16 protein-coding genes are annotated in these 16,833 nt (G+C 54.7%); 10 read left to right on the forward strand and 6 right to left on the reverse strand.

All coding sequences use genetic code 11. From position 1 onward, the window contains the following. Positions 1-8: 8 nt before the first annotated feature. Complete coding sequence (locus tag GW579_RS05705) at positions 9-695, reverse strand: response regulator (RefSeq protein ID WP_259230396.1); 687 nt, start codon at positions 693-695, stop codon at positions 9-11. Positions 696-698: 3 nt separating this feature from the next. Then, positions 699-2,327 carry an ATP-binding protein gene (locus GW579_RS05710; RefSeq protein ID WP_152326849.1) on the reverse strand — a complete coding sequence of 543 codons (1,629 nt, stop codon included), beginning with the start codon at positions 2,325-2,327 and terminating at the stop codon, positions 699-701. 375 nt (positions 2,328-2,702) lie between these two features. On the opposite strand from GW579_RS05710, the gene GW579_RS05715 reads away from it, so the two are divergent. The 9 genes from GW579_RS05715 to GW579_RS05755 all read left to right on the forward strand — a co-directional run bounded on the left by GW579_RS05715 (position 2,703) and on the right by GW579_RS05755 (position 10,796). Beyond that, on the forward strand, positions 2,703-4,067 hold the full coding sequence (locus GW579_RS05715) for a 2-hydroxycarboxylate transporter family protein (protein ID WP_165058018.1): 1,365 nt from the start codon (positions 2,703-2,705) through the stop codon (positions 4,065-4,067). 58 nt (positions 4,068-4,125) lie between these two features. Further along, a complete protein-coding gene (locus tag GW579_RS05720) occupies positions 4,126-4,995 on the forward strand; it encodes a fumarylacetoacetate hydrolase family protein (protein WP_152326847.1) in 870 nt (289 codons plus the stop codon). Between the two features lie 73 nt (positions 4,996-5,068). Next, the gene (gene citC, locus GW579_RS05725; RefSeq protein ID WP_165058020.1) at positions 5,069-6,163 is read left to right on the forward strand and encodes a [citrate (pro-3S)-lyase] ligase; all 1,095 of its coding nucleotides are present in this window, start codon (positions 5,069-5,071) and stop codon (positions 6,161-6,163) included. A gap of 15 nt (positions 6,164-6,178) precedes the next feature. Next, the gene (citD, locus tag GW579_RS05730) at positions 6,179-6,469 is read left to right on the forward strand and encodes a citrate lyase acyl carrier protein (protein ID WP_104921538.1); all 291 of its coding nucleotides are present in this window, start codon (positions 6,179-6,181) and stop codon (positions 6,467-6,469) included. After that, positions 6,466-7,341: a citrate (pro-3S)-lyase subunit beta gene (gene citE / locus GW579_RS05735; protein ID WP_101075837.1), complete on the forward strand. Its 876-nt coding sequence runs from the start codon at positions 6,466-6,468 to the stop codon at positions 7,339-7,341. Before citD ends, citE begins: the two co-directional genes overlap by 4 nt. Positions 7,342-7,371: 30 nt before the next feature. Further along, positions 7,372-8,898: a citrate lyase subunit alpha gene (citF, locus tag GW579_RS05740; RefSeq protein ID WP_165058022.1), complete on the forward strand. Its 1,527-nt coding sequence runs from the start codon at positions 7,372-7,374 to the stop codon at positions 8,896-8,898. Continuing rightward, on the forward strand, positions 8,898-9,437 hold the full coding sequence (citX, locus tag GW579_RS05745; RefSeq protein ID WP_165058023.1) for a citrate lyase holo-[acyl-carrier protein] synthase: 540 nt from the start codon (positions 8,898-8,900) through the stop codon (positions 9,435-9,437). Before citF ends, citX begins: the two co-directional genes overlap by 1 nt. Next, positions 9,415-10,254 (forward strand): triphosphoribosyl-dephospho-CoA synthase CitG, encoded by an 840-nt coding sequence (gene citG, locus GW579_RS05750; RefSeq protein ID WP_165058025.1) that lies wholly within the window; start codon positions 9,415-9,417, stop codon positions 10,252-10,254. The genes citX and citG overlap by 23 nt, the downstream gene beginning before the upstream one ends. Further along, a complete protein-coding gene (locus GW579_RS05755) occupies positions 10,251-10,796 on the forward strand; it encodes an RBBP9/YdeN family alpha/beta hydrolase (RefSeq protein WP_165058027.1) in 546 nt (181 codons plus the stop codon). The genes citG and GW579_RS05755 overlap by 4 nt, the downstream gene beginning before the upstream one ends. An 8-nt stretch (positions 10,797-10,804) precedes the next feature. Here GW579_RS05755 and GW579_RS05760 read toward each other — a convergent pair whose 3' ends face one another. Both GW579_RS05760 and GW579_RS05765 read right to left on the reverse strand, forming a co-directional pair. Beyond that, a complete protein-coding gene (locus tag GW579_RS05760; protein WP_165058029.1) occupies positions 10,805-11,281 on the reverse strand; it encodes a DUF805 domain-containing protein in 477 nt (158 codons plus the stop codon). A gap of 92 nt (positions 11,282-11,373) precedes the next feature. Beyond that, positions 11,374-12,441 (reverse strand): LacI family DNA-binding transcriptional regulator, encoded by a 1,068-nt coding sequence (locus GW579_RS05765; protein WP_165058031.1) that lies wholly within the window; start codon positions 12,439-12,441, stop codon positions 11,374-11,376. A 277-nt stretch (positions 12,442-12,718) separates the two neighbouring features. Here GW579_RS05765 and GW579_RS05770 point away from each other — a divergent pair, with 277 nt between their 5' ends. Next, on the forward strand, positions 12,719-13,975 hold the full coding sequence (locus GW579_RS05770; protein ID WP_152326838.1) for a maltoporin: 1,257 nt from the start codon (positions 12,719-12,721) through the stop codon (positions 13,973-13,975). Positions 13,976-14,319: 344 nt separating this feature from the next. Here the strand turns inward: GW579_RS05770 and GW579_RS05775 are convergent, their stop codons facing one another. Together GW579_RS05775 and GW579_RS05780 are read right to left on the reverse strand one after the other, a co-directional pair. Continuing rightward, the gene (locus GW579_RS05775) at positions 14,320-14,637 is read right to left on the reverse strand and encodes a PTS sugar transporter subunit IIB (protein WP_101075845.1); all 318 of its coding nucleotides are present in this window, start codon (positions 14,635-14,637) and stop codon (positions 14,320-14,322) included. Positions 14,638-14,711: 74 nt separating this feature from the next. After that, positions 14,712-16,775, reverse strand: coding sequence for a beta-galactosidase (locus tag GW579_RS05780; RefSeq protein WP_165058032.1), 2,064 nt, complete (start codon positions 16,773-16,775; stop codon positions 14,712-14,714). Positions 16,776-16,833: the final 58 nt, after the last annotated feature.

Raw genomic sequence — 16,833 nt, forward strand, 5'->3', positions numbered from 1 at the left:
GCCCTGCGTTACGCCCGCCGGTACATCCGGCGGGGATGCCCGATTTTTCCGTACAGCATCTCCACCCGCAAATCCCCTTTCTGAACGCAATGCTCAAGATACCGGCGGGCGGTGGTTTTGCTTAACTTCGTTTCACTGACCACTTCATCGACCGAATAACAGCGCCCGGCATCCTGTATAAAAATCGCTTCCACCAGATTCAGCGTGTTCTCTTCGATGCCTTTGTTTCCGGCCTTGGGCGTGAAGTCTTTGGCCTGTAGCTGATAGAGACTGTCGACGTTTTGCTGATCGACCACTTTCCACGCCCGCTGCGTCTGGCTGAACTGAATGAACCGTTCCAGCGATTGTTGCAGACGGTTCCAGGACACCGGTTTGAGGATGTAATCAAACGCGCCAGAACGAATCGCCTGACTGCACGTGTTCATGTCGCTGGCCGCCGTAATAAAAATCACCGAGCAATTCGTTTTCTTCAGCACATCATTTTCAAGCAGGGAAATCCCCTGTCCGTCCGGCAAATAGTTATCCAGCAGCAACAGCTGCGGCCGCTTTTCCTCAATCAGCCTCTTCGCTTCCCGCAGCGTGGAGGCCATCCCCACCAGCCGCAGCCAGCGGTGATTATCGATAAGCTCGGCGTAAAGCTGCGCCAGCTGGTTTTCATCTTCCACAATCATTACGTCAATCATTTCAGCTTGAATCATTTATGCTTTTCCCGTTGTTCCGGTTGAATGGACCGGCAGCCCGTCAGGTATGAAGACAGAGAAAACAGAACCTGTCGGGGAGTTATCAGAAACTTCAATGGTGCCACCCGCGTGGCTGACATAGCTGGCAACCAGATGCAGCCCCAGCCCGTGATCCCCTTCCCGTTTGGACGTCACACCGAGCGAGAAAATTTGCTCGCGCCGCTCCGGTGCAATACCGACGCCCTGATCGGCGACTTCGATCACCAGATCCGCGCGGGTGGAAACGATATATACCTCAACCGGCCCGGCATTTTCGCCGCGCAGCAGGGTGGCTTCGATGGCGTTATCCAGCAGGTTACCGATAACCGACATCAGCTCTGTTTCACTCAGCATCGGAGGCAAATGCGTTAATTCACACGCCGGATCGAAGGCCAGTTCTACGCCCTTTTCACGCGCACGCGCATATTTCCCCAGCAGCAATCCGCACAGTCTGGGCGAACAAAACCGCGCCGAGACAAAATCCAGCAGTTCCTGCGCACTTTCCGATTGCGCTTCGATATACCGGATCGCCTCATCGTAACGACCCATGTGTAACAGCCCGGCCAGCGTTGCCGTCCAGTTCAGCTGCTCATGGCGCATCACCCGCAGGTTATCGGCGTAGCGCTGCACCTGACTGAGCTGAATGCTCAGGCGATCGATGTCGCTGCAATCCCGGAAGGTAATCACCCAGCCCTGAAGCTGGTCTTCCAGCATGATCCGCACACGGCTGGCGACCACTGTCAGGTTGTTGAACAGGCAGATTTCATCGTGAATATCTTTCTCCAGCATGACCTGACGATCAAAAAAGCTGACCGGCACAATCACCTCTTCCAGCGGTTTTCCGCGCAGTTCCCGCGAGGGTGTGTCCAGATTCAGCAGTTTTTTCGCCGCCTGATTAATCACGGCAATACGCGACTGCCCGTCAATGGCGATCACGCCTTCATAAATGGATTCCATCAGCGCTTTTTGCTGACGAACCAGCAGACCGATTTCTCGTGGCTCCAGCGAAAACATCTGCTTTTTAATCGAGCGCGAGAAAAACCACGAGAAGGTAAACAGCGCCAGCAGGAGCGTCGCGGCGGCCACCAGAATACGGATGGCTTTCTCGACGGTCAGCGTATTAATGTGGCTGGTCAGATATCCCACAGAGACGATGCCGATGACGTGGCCCTGCGCATTTAAAATCGGCGCTTTGCTGCGCAGCGACAGGCCGATACCGCCGAGGCGCACAGTGGTGCTGCTTTTACCCGCCAGCACATCGACGTTGTCGTCGCCGACCAGCGCCTTACCCACGCGGTCGGCATAAATGGAATGGAAAAGATGCATCGCTTTTCCGTCACCAATCACCATATAACTCGCGTCACTGTGCGCGGATATATTCCTCATCAGTCTGTTAATTGCAGAAACATCCTTATTTTCCACTGCGGTAATTAACGACGGTATAAGTGCAATTTCTTCTGCCTGTACTTTTGCACGCACACCCATATCTTCATATAACTGACGTTCAATATCGTGATAGTAATAAACACCCACTATTGAAAACAGCGTGACGAATAAAACCACAAGATAAATAAAAAGCTTTATCTGGAAAGAGGGTCGAAACTGCATCGTGACATCCGTTATAAAGAGCGCTGAGATAATTATTAACAGTGACGGCACTTTATCATCCGGGGCTATTTCTGTCAGATGGGAAAATCAAAGTTGCGAGGCACACCGCAGAACAACCGCAGGCGCAGCAAGCCCCCTGCGGCTGATAGCAAAGTTCACAACAGTTATTTCACCATAAATTAACAGTAATATTATAATTACAAATAACACCATAAAAACCACAGAAAAACATATTAAGCAAAACCATAAGAATTAATTAAAACCATAAAAACCTTTCACTCCTTTAAAATATCGGTGTTAACTTGCGGGACTTCACATAATACCGGTTATTATCTCTCTTACACTCCCTGCACAAATTGACACAGGGGATTCATCATGAGTACAACCGACGACACTTATTCTGTTCCCGCAGGTTCAGTGCCTGCAAAACAGCTCTCATTAAAAGATAAATGGTGGCACATTCTCGACACCTGGAAAATTGGCATTATTCCTTTACCACTGTTTGTGATGGCCGGTGTGCTGATTGCCATCGACTGTCTGGACGGCAAACTGCCGAGCGATATCGTGGTGATGGTGGCGACGTTAGCGTTCTTCGGGTTTGCCTGCGGCGAGTTCGGTAAACGTCTGCCGTTCATCGGCAAAATGGGCGCCGCGGCGATTTGCGCGACCTTCATTCCCTCCGCACTGGTGTATTACGGCCTGCTGCCGGACGTCGTGGTCGAATCCACCACGAAATTCTACAAAAGCACCAACATCCTTTATCTCTACATCTGCTGCATTATTGTCGGCAGCATCATGAGCATGGATCGCAAAGTGCTCATTCAGGGCTTCATGCGTATTTTCTTCCCGATGTTGTGCGGTGAAGTGGTCGGCATGCTGGTCGGGATGGGCGTGGGTCTGGCACTGGGCATGGAACCTTTCCAGATCTTCTTCTTCCTGATCCTGCCGATTATGGCCGGGGGTGTAGGTGAAGGCGCGATCCCGCTGTCTATCGGCTACGCCACGTTGCTGCATATGGATCAGGGCGTGGCGCTGGGCCGCATTCTGCCTATCGTGATGCTCGGTGGCCTGACCGCCATTGTTATCTCGGGCTCACTCAATCAGCTCGGTAAACGTTATCCGCATCTTACCGGCGAAGGCCAGCTGATGCCTTCCGCCAAAAATGCCACCGCAGATAAAAGCGCGCTGTCGGCAACCAGCGGTAAAACCGATGTCACCACCATTGCCGCAGGCGCCCTGCTGGCGGTTCTGCTGTACATGGTCGGCATGCTGTTACACAAACTGATTGGCCTGCCTGCCCCGGTCGGCATGTTGTTTGCCGCGGTCGCGCTCAAGCTGGCGCACGGCGTCTCACCTCGCCTGCTTGAAGGTTCGCAGGTGGTGTACAAATTCTTCCAGACCTCCGTGACCTACCCGATTCTGTTTGCCGTGGGCGTCGCTATCACACCGTGGAACGAACTGGTCGCCGCGTTCACTATTTCAAATCTGCTGGTCATCGTCAGCACCGTCGCCGCGCTGGTTGCCACCGGCTTCTTCGTGGGCAAGAAAATCGGTATGCACCCGATTGATGTCGCCATCGTGTCCTGCTGCCAGAGCGGTCAGGGCGGCACCGGTGACGTCGCCATTCTGACGGCGGGCAACCGTATGCAACTGATGCCTTTCGCACAAATCGCGACCCGCATCGGCGGCGCGATCAACGTTTCGGTAGCACTGCTGATTCTGGGGAATTTCCTGGTCTGACAGCGTTATCCGGCAAGCACGATTGTGATTTTTGATTGATTCAATTCAGGACATATTTATGAAACTGGCAAGTTATCTCTATCAGGGGCGCAAGTCCTACGGCATCGCAACGCAGAGCGGCATGATCGACCTTGGCCGCCTTCTCGGCCAGCGTTATCCCGACCTCAAGGCTCTGCTGGCGGGCGACGCACTGTCACAGGCGCAGGAACTGGCCAGCCGACCGGCAGATCTGAGCTTTGACGACCTGACGTTTTTGCCGGTCATTCAGAATCCGGAAAAAATTCTCTGCGTCGGCATGAATTACGCTGAAAAACGCAAAGAGTTCGATCAGCACAATCCGGCACCGACGCTGTTTGTCCGCTTTGCTGACTCACAAACCGGCCACGCCTCCCCGATCATCAAACCCAGCCGTTCGGTTGAGTTTGATTACGAAGGCGAACTGGCCGTCATCATCGGGTCAGCGGGCGAAAATATTTCCCGCGAAGACGCCCTTTCCCACGTTGCCGGTTACAGCTGTTACATGGACGGTTCCGCCCGCGACTGGCAGCACACCTGGTTTACCGCCGGTAAAAACTGGCGGCAGACCGGTGCCTTTGGCCCGTGGATGACCACGGCGGATGAAATTCCTGATCCGCATGCGCTGGCAATCCGCACCTGGCTGAACGGCAATATGGTTCAGGACGACAACACCCGCAGCATGATCCACAAGGTTGCCGAGCTGATTGAGTACATCAGTACCTTTACCTCACTGAGCGCAGGCGACGTGATCATCACCGGTTCTCCGGGCGGCGTGGGCAAGAAACGCGTACCGCCGCTGTTTATGAAACCCGGCGACCGCATTGAAGTGGAAATCGAAAAAATCGGTCATCTCAGCAACGTCATTGTTGCCGCGGACCGTCAGGTGAGCCATGCACCTGCCGCCCATTAACGTGTTAAACGCCGGGCTTCGTGCCCGGCATGCTCCGTTTTATTTGAACAATACCCGATATCAGGAATGCATTATGTTCAGCCGTGACGAACCCGACTTTCACGTCATCACCACCAGCCAGGCACCTCAGGGCTTGCTGGCCGATATCCGCGCCCTGCTGCATCAAAGCCAGCTGGGCATGGATGATGATATCGAGTATTTCGTGGTGGCCCTTTCCGGCAGACGGCTGATCGGATGTGCAGGTCTGGTCAGTAACACCATCAAGTGCGTGGCAGTGGCGGCAGACTGGCGCGGCGAAAATCTCAGCGCCAGATTGCTCAGTGAAGTCGAAAACTTTGCGGTTCAGCGCGGCAAACTCCATCTGTTTCTCTACACCCGTCCAGGCAATCTGGAACGCTTTCGCGGTTGCGGATTTTATCCGCTGGTGCAGTGGGACAACGTCGCGGTGCTGATGGAAAACACGCCGGTCGGCATCAGCCAATATTGCCGCGCCCTGAAGCGCCATTATCACGAAGGCCAGCGCGTTGGCGCGGTAGTGATGAATGCCAATCCGTTTACGCTCGGCCATCGTTATCTGGCGGAACAGGCGGCGGCGACGTGCGACTGGCTGCACGTGTTTGTGGTCAGCGAAGACGTGTCGTATTTCCCGTTTCAGGAACGGCTGGAAATGGTGCGTCAGGGCGTCGCCGATTTACCGAATGTTACGGTTCACGCCGGTTCTGAATACATGATTTCACGCGCCACGTTTCCCGGTTATTTCCTTAAAGATGCCGGGCTGGTGAACCAGACCTGGAGCGTGATGGATCTGCTGATTTTCCGCCAGTACATCGCCCCGGCGCTGGGCATAACGCATCGTTTTGTCGGCAGCGAGCCCTTCTGCCCGGTCACGCATCAGTACAACTGCGACATGCACGACTGGCTGGAAACGCCCTCACGTTCGGCCTCAAAACCGCTGACCGTTATTGAACTGCCGCGTAAACGCCATGCCGGTGGCATCGCGATTTCAGCCTCTGAAGTCCGCGCATTGCTGAAAACCTGTCAGTTACCGCGCATCCGCGACATTGTTCCGCCCAGCACGTATACGCATCTTGAACACCATTATTGCGCTGAGGCGCCCGCCGAAACAGCGCGCAGCGATGAACTTGTTATTTCTACCACTCTTTGTTAAAGCAGGAAAAAACGAATGAAAATTGTGAAGGAGGCGCTGGCAGGTACGGTTGAATCCAGCGATTTGCTGGTAAAAATCGCCCCGGCCAGCGAGCTGAGCGTGGTGATCAACAGCGAAGTAATCAAGCAGTTTGGCGACCAGATCCGCCGCGTTGTGAACGAAACGCTGGAAGCCCTTGGCGTGAAAGAAGGCTTACTGATTATTGAAGATAAAGGCGCGCTCGATTGCGTTATCCGCGCCCGCGTGCAAAGCGCGGTACTGCGTGCAGCACAGGAAGAAAATATTCACTGGGAGACGTTACGATGAAAAAACTCCGCCGCAGCATGCTGTTCCTGCCGGGGGCCAGTGCCGCCATGTTATCCACGGCATTTATCTATCGTCCTGATTCCATCATGTTTGATCTGGAAGACGCGGTTTCCCTGCGCGAAAAAGATACCGCCCGCATTCTGGTGTTCCACGCCCTGCAACACCCGATGTACAAGGATATCGAAACCGTCGTGCGCATTAATCAGCTCAGCACGCCGTTTGGTTTGAAGGACCTGGAAGCCGTGGTACGCGCCGGTGTGGACGTGGTTCGTCTGCCGAAAACCGATACGCCGGAAGATATTTTCGAGCTGGAAGCGCACATCGAACGCATCGAAAAAGACTGCGGGCGTGAAGTCGGTTCCACCAAAGTCATGGCCGCCATCGAATCGGCTATTGGCGTCATCAACGCCGTCGCCATTGCCCGCTGTTCGCCGCGTCTGATTGGCATCGCGCTGGCCGCTTTCGACTATGTGATGGACATGCAAACTGAGCGCGGTGACGGCACTGAGCTGTTCTACGCCCGTTGCGCCGTGCTGCACGCCGCGCGCGCCGCCGGTATCGACGCCTTTGATGTGGTGTATTCCGATATCAACGATGAAGCCGGTTTCCTGCGTGAAGTCGAGCTTATCCGCAAAATGGGTTTCAACGGCAAATCCCTGATCAACCCGCGCCAGATCGAGTTGCTGCACAACGCTTACGCGCCGACGCAGGAAGACGTGGATTACGCGCGTCGCGTTATCGCCGCCGCAGAAGAAGGCGAGCGCAAAGGCCTCGGCGTAATTTCGCTCAACGGCAAGATGATCGATGGCCCGATCATCAACCACGCACAAGTGGTGCTTGAACGCGCCAGCGCCTCCGGCGTGCGTCGCTAGCCCTCAATTTTGCACAGGAATATGAAGAGAATGAGCCATTTAACAGAAATGTTGCACAGCCAATATCCCGGCATGAAGCATCTGGTTGCTTTCGACGGAGCACACCGCACCACGCCGTATCTTTCTGATCCCGATGCCCGCCTGCATCGTAAATTATGTGATTCGCTGGAACAGGCGATCGCCCGCAGCGGGCTGAAAGACGGCATGACTATCTCCTTCCACCACGCTTTTCGCGAAGGCGATCAGGTGATTAATAATGTCGTCGGCACGCTGGCGCGTCTGGGTTTCAAAAATCTGACGCTGGCGTCCAGTTCCCTGATGACCTGCAACGACGCGCTGATCGAACACATTCGCAACGGCGTGATCACGCGCATTTATACCTCGGGGATGCGCGGCAAACTGGCCGATGCCATTTCGCACGGCCTGATGGAGGAACCGGTCCAGATCCACTCTCACGGTGGCCGGGTCAAACTTTTGCAGGACGGCGAGCTGAATATTGACGTCGCCTTTTTAGGCGTTCCTTGCAGTGATGAATTCGGTAATGCCAACGGTACGCACGGCAAATCCTGCTGCGGTTCGCTGGGCTATGCGATGGTGGATGCGCAGTTCGCCAAAACCGTCGTGCTGCTGACCGAAGAACTGGTGCCCTTCCCTAACATGCCCGCCAGCCTGGTGCAGGATCAGGTGGATTACATCGTGAAAGTCGATCAGGTCGGCGACCCGGCGAAAATCAGCGTGGGCGCAGCTCGCGTCACCAGTAACCCGCGCGAGCTGATGATTGCCCGCACGGCAGCCGAAGTCATTGAATATTCTGGCTATTTCAAATCCGGCTTTTCAATGCAAACCGGTTCCGGCGCGGCGGCAACGGCCTGTACCCGTTTCATGGAAGAAAAGATGGAACGTAACCAGATCACCGCGCGTTTTGCCCTCGGCGGCATCACCGGCAGTCTGGTGGATTTGCACGAAAAAGGATTGATCGAAACGCTGCTGGATACGCAATGCTTCGACGGTCAGGCCGCGTCATCGCTGGGCCGCAATCCGCAGCACATTGAAATTTCCACCAATGTTTACGCCAATCCGGGGGCCAAAGCCGCAAGCTGCGATCAGCTGGATATCGTCATTCTGAGCGCACTGGAGATCGACACCGATTTTAATGTGAACGTGATTACCGGTTCCGACGGCGTGATGCGCGGCGCATCGGGCGGCCATTGCGACGTCGCCAGCGCCGCCAACCTGACGATTGTGGTCGCGCCACTTCTGCGCAGCCGCATTCCGACCGTCGTGCGCCGTGTCACAACCCGCGTCACACCGGGCGAAAGCATCGATGTGCTGGTCACTGACCACGGGATCGCCGTCAATCCGGCACGTCCTGAAATCCGCCAGCGGCTCGAAGAAGCCGGCATGAAAATCATGGATATCGAAACGTTGTATCAGCGTGCCATATCCCTGACCGGCGAACCGAAGCCGATTGAGTTTACGCAGCGCGTCGTGGGCGTGATCCGTTACCGCGACGGCAGCGTGATTGACGTCGTTCATCAGGTCAAAGAGGACGCATAATGACGATTTTGACGCCTGCAAATGCAGGCGTCAGTCTGGAGGATTTGCTGGCGGCAAAGGAACAGCGTGCGCAGCGGCAAACCGACTGGCTGACACAATTCCCACACACCCTGATTTCTCTCACGCTGGTTACGCCCGGCGCGGTGAAAGATAGCGTGAGTTATCGCCAGGTTATGCGCGAAGCGTTGGGCGCGGCGGAAACACTGCTGTTACAACGTGGCTGGGCGGTGCTCAAACACGCAGTATTCTGGTTGCCGACCGGCGCGGAAGCGTTCTGGAGCATTGAGCACCCGGCGCCGGAAGTGAAAGCGGCTACCGTCGCGCTTGAGCAATCACATGCGCTTGGGCGTTTATGGGATTTCGATGTGATCTGCCCCGAGGCTGGCGTTGTAGGCCGCCGGTCGCTGGATAATGCCAGCCGCCGGTGTCTTATCTGTGACGGCCCCGCCCACGCCTGCGCGCGTTCGCGTCGGCATCCGTTGCCCGACGTGATCGCCAAAGTGGAGGCGCTGATTGATGGCTGGCATCGCACTCATTGAGCCGCAGGTTTGTACCGACATCGCCACCCTGGCGGCCGACGCGCTCCGCCAGGAAGTCTGGCTGACGCCTAAACCCGGTCTGGTGGACAGCGCCAATAACGGTTCACACAGTGACATGGATTTGCCGATGTTTTTGCGCAGCATCGGTGCGATTACGCCGTGGTTGCATCAGTTTTACCGGCTCGGCCAGCAGGATACCGCGCAACCGGCCACGGCAATGCTGATGCGGATCCGCCCTGCCGGCCTGGCCTGTGAGCAGGCGATGTTCGGCGCAACAAACGGCATTAATACGCACAAAGGCGGCATTTTTTCTTTGGGAATTTTGTGTACGGCTGCAGGCCGGATCAGCGCCCGTCACCAACTGCTGACCCGCACGGCGTTATGCGCCGAAGTGGCCGCGCTCACGCAAGGGCTGGTGGAACGGGAATTACAACATTGCCGCCAGCCGGTGACCGCAGGAGAACGGTTGTTTCAGGCGCACGGCATGACCGGCGCGCGCGGCGAAGTGCAGAGCGGATTCGTGACGTTGCGTCGCCATGTTTTGCCTTACTGGCAGACAGAAACCCAGCCTGAACGCCGTGGTCTGAACGCCCTGCTGCGTCTGATGGCGTTTAACCCGGATACGAATCTGGTGTCCCGCGGCGGGCTGAGCGGGCTGCATTTTGTTCAGGATTATGCCCGCAAGTTGCTGAAAAGCGGCTGGCAAAAAGAGGATTTACAGGAGATGGATCAGGCGCTGATTTCCCGGCATCTCAGCCCCGGCGGCAGTGCCGATTTGCTGGCAATCGCGACCGTACTGATGGCTTTCCCGCAATGAATGAGAATCCAAACATCACGCGGATGCTGGTTCCCGGTTTACGCGACAGCGAAGCCGGACACTGGCAAAGCCGCTGGCATGAACAAAATCCGCAGTGGCTGCGGGTGAAACAGCGCAACTGGGCGCAGGTAGATCTCGAAGGTTGGATCACCGCTATCGACCGCGAGCAGAAGCTGGCGAAAAACCCGTTGCTGCTGATTGGCCACAGCTTTGGCGCGCTCGCCAGTCTGGTGTGGGCGAACCGCAATCCGCCGCTTTGCGCAGGTGTGATGCTGGTCGCCCCCGCAGAACCGATGCGTTTTGGTCTGGACGATGACATTTTACCTGAGCCGCTGGCGGTTCCCGGTCTGCTGGTCGCCAGCCATACGGATCCGTTATTGCCTTTTACCCGCGCACAGTTCTGGGCGCAGGCGTGGGGCTGCGAGCTGGTGGATATCGGCGAGGCCGGGCATATCAATGTGGAATCGGGTTTCGGAGAATGGCCGTGGGGGCAGGCAAAACTGGAAGAGTTTGCCGCGCGACTGGCGGCAAACTCCCGTTGAAAACAGGCTTAACGGACGATGCGGTTATCTGCTTCCGGTGACGGTTTGGATTTCACGCAGCACAGGTAAATCATCACCAGCAGCGGGATCCAGCCGAGCACGATACCCAGCGTAATTTTCATCCAGACATAGGTTTCCGGTGACGCGTATTCCATCAGGATCATGTTGAGCAAACGCGACACAATACCTGCCAGATAAACACCGCCGAACCACCAGCCGGAGCGGTTGATGTCGTGCATACGGCGGATGCCGACCGCCAGGATCGGTAATGCCAGCGCCAGGGCGTAAATAGTGTAGGCCATACCGGCATAGAACACGCCGTAAGGGTTTCCCACCAGCGCCATCACGGTCGCCACAGTCCCCGTCAGCAAAATCATCAGCAAGATATTGACCAGCGTGAACACCCAAAACTCTTTGCGGGTCGCACGCCCTTCAAACTTCACGTACCCTTTCCAGCCCCGAACAAAACACTGCCATACGGTCATTCCGTCATATCCTTTTGTTTATCGTTTGAAATTTTTCATATCTTAAACGCTATCAAAAGCATTCTGAAATCTTTATTTACATCTGCCGGACGTCACTGGCCGCGCAGCTGTCGGGCGAGTTTATCGAGCTGATCGGCGATCTGGTTAAGGTCTTTGTCCGGCTGTCCCGGCGCGCGCGTGGAATTTCGCACGACCAGTTGCGCAGGCAAAATACGCGACGTCGTGTCAGGCTCCGTTGCCAGCAAAAGCCCGACGGCTTCTTTGCTTTGCAAATCGAGATCCAGAGAAACCGTGGTCAGCGCCGGATGGAAGAATGCGCTGTCGTAGGTGTCGTCGTAGCCGATAATAGAAACTTGTTGCGGGATCGCCACGTTGTGCTGATGCAGCGCGCTGATCACGCCCAGCGCCATCTGGTCATTCCCTACCAGCAGGGCCGTAAACTGCGGCGTCTCCCGCAAAATCTGCAACGCGCCGTAGTAACCGCTTTTGGCACTCCAGTCGCCGTGAACCACCGTCACTGGCTGTAATCCTTTTTCGGTCAGCGTTTTCTGCCAGCTTTCCAGACGCAGGCGCGAAGACACCGACTCTTCCGGCCCGGCCAGCAAGGCAAATTCACGATGCCCCAAATCAAGCAGATATTCCACGCTGGCGCGCGAACCGTCGGCCGGATTAAAGCAAACGTTAAACACCGGGCTGGTCGGATCCACATCCAGAAACAGGCAAAGAATGTCGCGGTTGTTCTCGTAAATGCGTTCGGCTTCGGCACTTTCCAGCGGAATGTTGATGATCACGCGCTCAACCCGCTGTGATTTCAGCTCGTTAATGGAGTCCTGAATGCTCTGATTCACGTCTTCGTCAATCATTGAAATCAGTACCTGATACCCGGCCTGGTGGGCATATTTCTTCACCGAAGCAGCAATTTGCGACGGAGCGTGCAACGCCAGCGAGGTCGTCACCAGCCCTATCGTAAAACTCTGTTTTCCCACTAACTGCTGCGCCAGCCGGTTGGGTACATAACGCAGCACTTCAATCGCCTGCTCAACTTTCTGGCGCGTAGCGTCGGATACGTTGGCCGATTTGTTTAAAACACGCGAAACCGTCTGATAGGAAACACCGGCATAGCGGGCAACGTCTTCTAATGTCGAACTTTTCGATTTCATGCTTTTCCCGTTTTGCAGCCCGTGATTTTACGCAATCTCATGATAATCGAGCCAAAGTACGGGATCTCATTTAAAAGTTCAATCTGAGAACCGTTTGACTTAAAAGTCATACGTTAACATTCGTTAAATTCGTGATTTAAATCACCAGACGTTTATTTTAAATACACAACTTGTGGATCTAACTCACAATTCACACTGTGTTAAATTGATCATTATTGTTTCTGGGTATCTTATAGATTCCGTAAATGTGAACGTCATACATCAATAAGGAAAAATAATGAAACACAACTTACGTACTCTGGCTGTGGCGGTCTCTCTTGGGCTGGTGACAGGCCCCGCAGTGGCTAACGACATTGATTTTCATGGATATCTGCGTTCCGGATTGGGCGTTTCCGGCAGCGGCAGTCTGGAGCAGTTTCAGAAAAACAAAGTCGGTCGTCTGGGCAACGAAAATGACACTTACGGCGAAATCGAACTGGGCAGTGAAGTTTACAAAAAGGACGATGTGAGTTTTTACGTCGATTCCATGGTCAGCATGGTGTCAGACGGGTCCAACGATGACGAAAACACGCTCAATGATGATGCGCAATTTGGCCTGCGTCAGCTGAATCTGCAAATCAAAGGGCTGGTGCCGTGGGACAAAGATGCGGTGATCTGGGGCGGTAAACGTTATTACCAGCGCCATGATTTACATATCATCGATACCAAATACTGGAACATTTCCGGTGCAGGCGCCGGTGTGGAAAACCTGAAAATGGGCGAAGGCGCGCTGTCAGTGGCCTGGATCCGCGGCGATGCCAATGATGTGGATTACCGCGTAGACGGCGATAACGATGTCAATATTAACTACATCGACGTGCGTTATGCCGGTATCAAACCCTGGAGCGGCGCGTGGATGGAAGTCGGTGCCGACTACGCCATGCCGAACCTGACGCACGATCAGAAAGACTACGGCGGCCTGTATGACGCGGAAAATGGCGTGATGCTGACCGGCGAAATCAGCCAGGACATGTGGGGCGGCTACAACAAGCTGGTTTTACAGTACGCCAACAAAGGTCTGGCGCAGAACATGATTTCCCAGGGCGGCGGCTGGTATGACATGTGGAACTACACCAACGACGCCAGCGGTTATCGCGGCATCATCACCGGTCTTATCCCGATCACCAGCAAGTTCAGCCTCAACCATGTGCTGACTTACGGCCATGCGGAAAATATCACGGATTACACCGACACTACCGAGCTGGTTTCTCTGGTTGGCCGTGCGCAATATCAGTGGACGGATTACGTGCGCACCATCGGTGAAGTCGGTACGTTCTACCAGAAAGACGATTACAAGAATGGCACCAACTATAAGCAAGGCGGGCAGAAATATACGCTGGCGATGGGTCTGGCGGCCGGTCCTGAGTTTATGTCACGCCCGGAACTGCGCGTGTTCGCCTCTTACCTGAATGATTCAGAGCACGGCAATACGTTTGAAGACCACACCAAATCCGATACGTGGAACTTTGGTGTGCAGGTAGAAGCCTGGTGGTAAATTTCCTTCGTTCCTGAAGCTGCAACTGCGTTAGCTGCGTTTGCTCACCCGAATCACTGACATCAGTCAGCTCATCGGGATTCGCTCACTTGCCGCCTTGCTGCAACTCCAATAACTTTGGAAATAGTTATAGTCGTTAATTAAAACAGTAATCCTCATTGTAATAAACGCTCAGGGTTTAACGCATTTTCTCTTGTAGGGGATCGTGACGTTTTTGTACCCGCACAGCAGCATCATTATTTAAAATAAAGCAGTAAACAATTAAGGCAGCCTTGTGTCGGGCTGCCTTAATTTATTTCAATGTTCTTCTTTTATTTAATACGCCAAATTAAAACCAGACCCGATTACTGACTTTTTAAGCCAAATTTCTCGGTCATGAGTTTCTTCAGGCTGTCGGACTGCTTACCGAATATCGCATGGACTTCCTGCCCGATGATCACCACGCCAATCGCGCCGGTCTGCTGGATAGCACCGGAATTAACCCGCCGGAGTTCTTTCACCGTAACGCGCAGTCGTGTGATACACGCATCGACGTTAATAATATTCTCGCGTCCGCCTAACGCATCAATTAATAACGCCACGTCCGTTGACGGCGGAACGTCATCTTTAGGGTTTTTATTCTTTGCGGAAAAGACATGCATGAAATCTTTAATATTAACCATAATGAATACCCTCTTTCAGAAATGAAAAAACGTGCAGAAGGGAATATTCCCCGCTGCACGTTGGTGATTAAAAATTATCGGGAGACTTTACGCGTCAGTATCTGGCAACCGAATGCCGGTAACGTTAATTTGTGCGGCAATATTCCGCCGTGAACCATATCCTGATAATCGCCCGGCAAACTGACGGTCTGGCTGTCGCTGCAATAGTTTTGCAGGAAGATGAATTCACTTTTGCCGTCGGTACGGCGTGCGGCGGTGACACCTTCCGGCAGCGTCGTGCTGATGGCGCGCGGCAGGTTCATCTCTTTCGCCAGCGCGGTGAAAAAATCCGCCTGGAACTGTTGATCGTTGCGCGATGCCACATAATACGCCTGCCCTTTGCCGTACAGATTCACGGTCACCGCAGGCGTTCCGGCGTAGAAATCATCGCCGTAAGTTGCCAGCGCTGCCGCCCCTTCGAGGTGGATCACTTCGCACAATTCGGAAACCTGATACGGCCCTTTCAGCCCCAGCGCGTTGCCTTCAATACCGCAAACGCTGTTGTGCTGTTCGTCTGTCAGGCTGTCGATTTCTTCCGCCCAGATGCCCAGCACCGGACGCAATGGACCCGGGAATCCGTTGAGGAAACACAAATCCGTTTCGTTGACGATGCCGCTCCAGTAAGTGGCGACGAAGCGCCCGCCCGCCTGCACAAAGGCGCTGATCCGCTCACCGACGCCTTCGCGCACCATGTACAACATCGGGGCGATGACTAAGTCGTAACCGTCCAGTGCGCAGTCGGCGTTGATCACGTCAACCGCAATGCCCTGCGCCCACAGTGCCTGATAATGCGCGGCCACGGTGTTTTCATAATGCAATCCGGCGTTGCGCGGCCCCATCGCATCGTCCATCGCCCAGCGGCTTTCCCAGTCAAATATGATCGCAACTTTAGCTTCCACGCGGCTGCCCGCGACCGGCGCTAAGGCCGAGAGAATAGTGCCGAGTTCCGCCACTTCGCGACCGACACGGGTATTAATGTGTCCGACGTGATCCACCACAGCGCCGTGGAATTTCTCGGAAGAACCGCGGCTTTTGCGCCACTGGAAATACTGCACCGAATCCGCACCGTGCGCGACCGCCTGTAGCGAGGACAAAATGTGCATCCCCGGTTTTTTCAGTTTGCTGGTCGGCTGCCAGTTGGTGAAGCTCGGCGTCGATTCCATCAGCACGAACGGCTGGCCTTTTTTGAGCGTGCGCATCAGGTCGTGATACATCGCGGTGTACGCCGCCAGCCCGATATCGTCTTTGCGCGTGTGCCACATCGGGTAGCTGTCCCACGAAATGAAATCCAGCACGCTGGCGAGTTTCCAGTAATCGTAGTCGTAGAAATATTCCATGAAATTAGTGGTCGCCGGTAATGCCGGGTTTTCGGCTTTCAGCGGGCGGATCTCTTCGCTGTAAAAACGCGTGACCTGATCGGTATTAAAGCGACGCCAGTCGAGATTCAGACCATGCACCCCGCTTTCGCCCTGCGGTGACGGTGATTCGATCTGCGACCAGTCGGTGTACGTGTGGCTCCAGAAGGTGCTCCACCAGGCGGTATTCAGCGCGCCGAGGGTTTCATATCGGGCTTTTACCCAGCCACGGAACCGTTCCTGACACAAATTACAATGGCATTCGCCGCCGTATTCGTTGGAAATATGCCAGCCGATCACCGCCGGATGATGCGAATACCGTTTTGCCAGCGCCGTGTTCATCTGCTGCACTTTGTCGCGGTACACCGGCGAGGTCATGCAGTGGTTATGACGCCCGCCGTGCAGCGCTTTTACGCGGTCACGCCCGACGCGTAACACTTCCGGGTATTTTTGCGACATCCACGCCGGACGCGCGCCGCTTGGCGTGGCCAGAAACACCGAAATGCCGTTTTCATGCAATCTGTCCAGCACCTGATCCATCCAGTCAAAGGTATAACGTCCTTCTTCAGGTTCCAGCGCAGACCAGCTGAAAATCCCGACAGACATGACATTACAGCGCGCCTCTTTCATCATTTCGACATCGCGAATCAGTACTTCCGGGCTTTGCAGCCACTGTTCCGGGTTGTAATCCGCGCCGTGTAACAGGCCGGAAATCTTACTGCTCAGAAGAGGGAATTTCGTCATGTTAGGTCCTTACGAACTTTAAGAAATAAAACTCCCCGGCCAAATTAGCCGGGGAAAA

The organism is Rahnella contaminans (genome assembly GCF_011065485.1).
In the GTDB taxonomy this organism is placed as follows: domain Bacteria; phylum Pseudomonadota; class Gammaproteobacteria; order Enterobacterales; family Enterobacteriaceae; genus Rahnella; species Rahnella contaminans.

What these genes read in the sequence shown, in the direction of transcription:
- citG (WP_165058025.1), top strand. Translation starts at nt 9,415, where the DNA reads ATGGCTGGCATCGCACTCATTGAGCCGCAGGTTTGTACCGACATCGCC.
- citE (WP_101075837.1), top strand. Translation starts at nt 6,466, where the DNA reads ATGAAAAAACTCCGCCGCAGCATGCTGTTCCTGCCGGGGGCCAGTGCC.
- citF (WP_165058022.1), top strand. Translation starts at nt 7,372, where the DNA reads ATGAGCCATTTAACAGAAATGTTGCACAGCCAATATCCCGGCATGAAG.
- GW579_RS05710 (WP_152326849.1), bottom strand. Translation starts at nt 2,327, where the DNA reads ATGCAGTTTCGACCCTCTTTCCAGATAAAGCTTTTTATTTATCTTGTG.
- GW579_RS05755 (WP_165058027.1), top strand. Translation starts at nt 10,251, where the DNA reads ATGAATGAGAATCCAAACATCACGCGGATGCTGGTTCCCGGTTTACGC.
- GW579_RS05720 (WP_152326847.1), top strand. Translation starts at nt 4,126, where the DNA reads ATGAAACTGGCAAGTTATCTCTATCAGGGGCGCAAGTCCTACGGCATC.
- GW579_RS05770 (WP_152326838.1), top strand. Translation starts at nt 12,719, where the DNA reads ATGAAACACAACTTACGTACTCTGGCTGTGGCGGTCTCTCTTGGGCTG.
- citX (WP_165058023.1), top strand. Translation starts at nt 8,898, where the DNA reads ATGACGATTTTGACGCCTGCAAATGCAGGCGTCAGTCTGGAGGATTTG.
- GW579_RS05715 (WP_165058018.1), top strand. Translation starts at nt 2,703, where the DNA reads ATGAGTACAACCGACGACACTTATTCTGTTCCCGCAGGTTCAGTGCCT.
- citC (WP_165058020.1), top strand. Translation starts at nt 5,069, where the DNA reads ATGTTCAGCCGTGACGAACCCGACTTTCACGTCATCACCACCAGCCAG.
- citD (WP_104921538.1), top strand. Translation starts at nt 6,179, where the DNA reads ATGAAAATTGTGAAGGAGGCGCTGGCAGGTACGGTTGAATCCAGCGAT.
- GW579_RS05775 (WP_101075845.1), bottom strand. Translation starts at nt 14,637, where the DNA reads ATGGTTAATATTAAAGATTTCATGCATGTCTTTTCCGCAAAGAATAAA.
- GW579_RS05760 (WP_165058029.1), bottom strand. Translation starts at nt 11,281, where the DNA reads ATGACCGTATGGCAGTGTTTTGTTCGGGGCTGGAAAGGGTACGTGAAG.
- GW579_RS05765 (WP_165058031.1), bottom strand. Translation starts at nt 12,441, where the DNA reads ATGAAATCGAAAAGTTCGACATTAGAAGACGTTGCCCGCTATGCCGGT.
- GW579_RS05780 (WP_165058032.1), bottom strand. Translation starts at nt 16,775, where the DNA reads ATGACGAAATTCCCTCTTCTGAGCAGTAAGATTTCCGGCCTGTTACAC.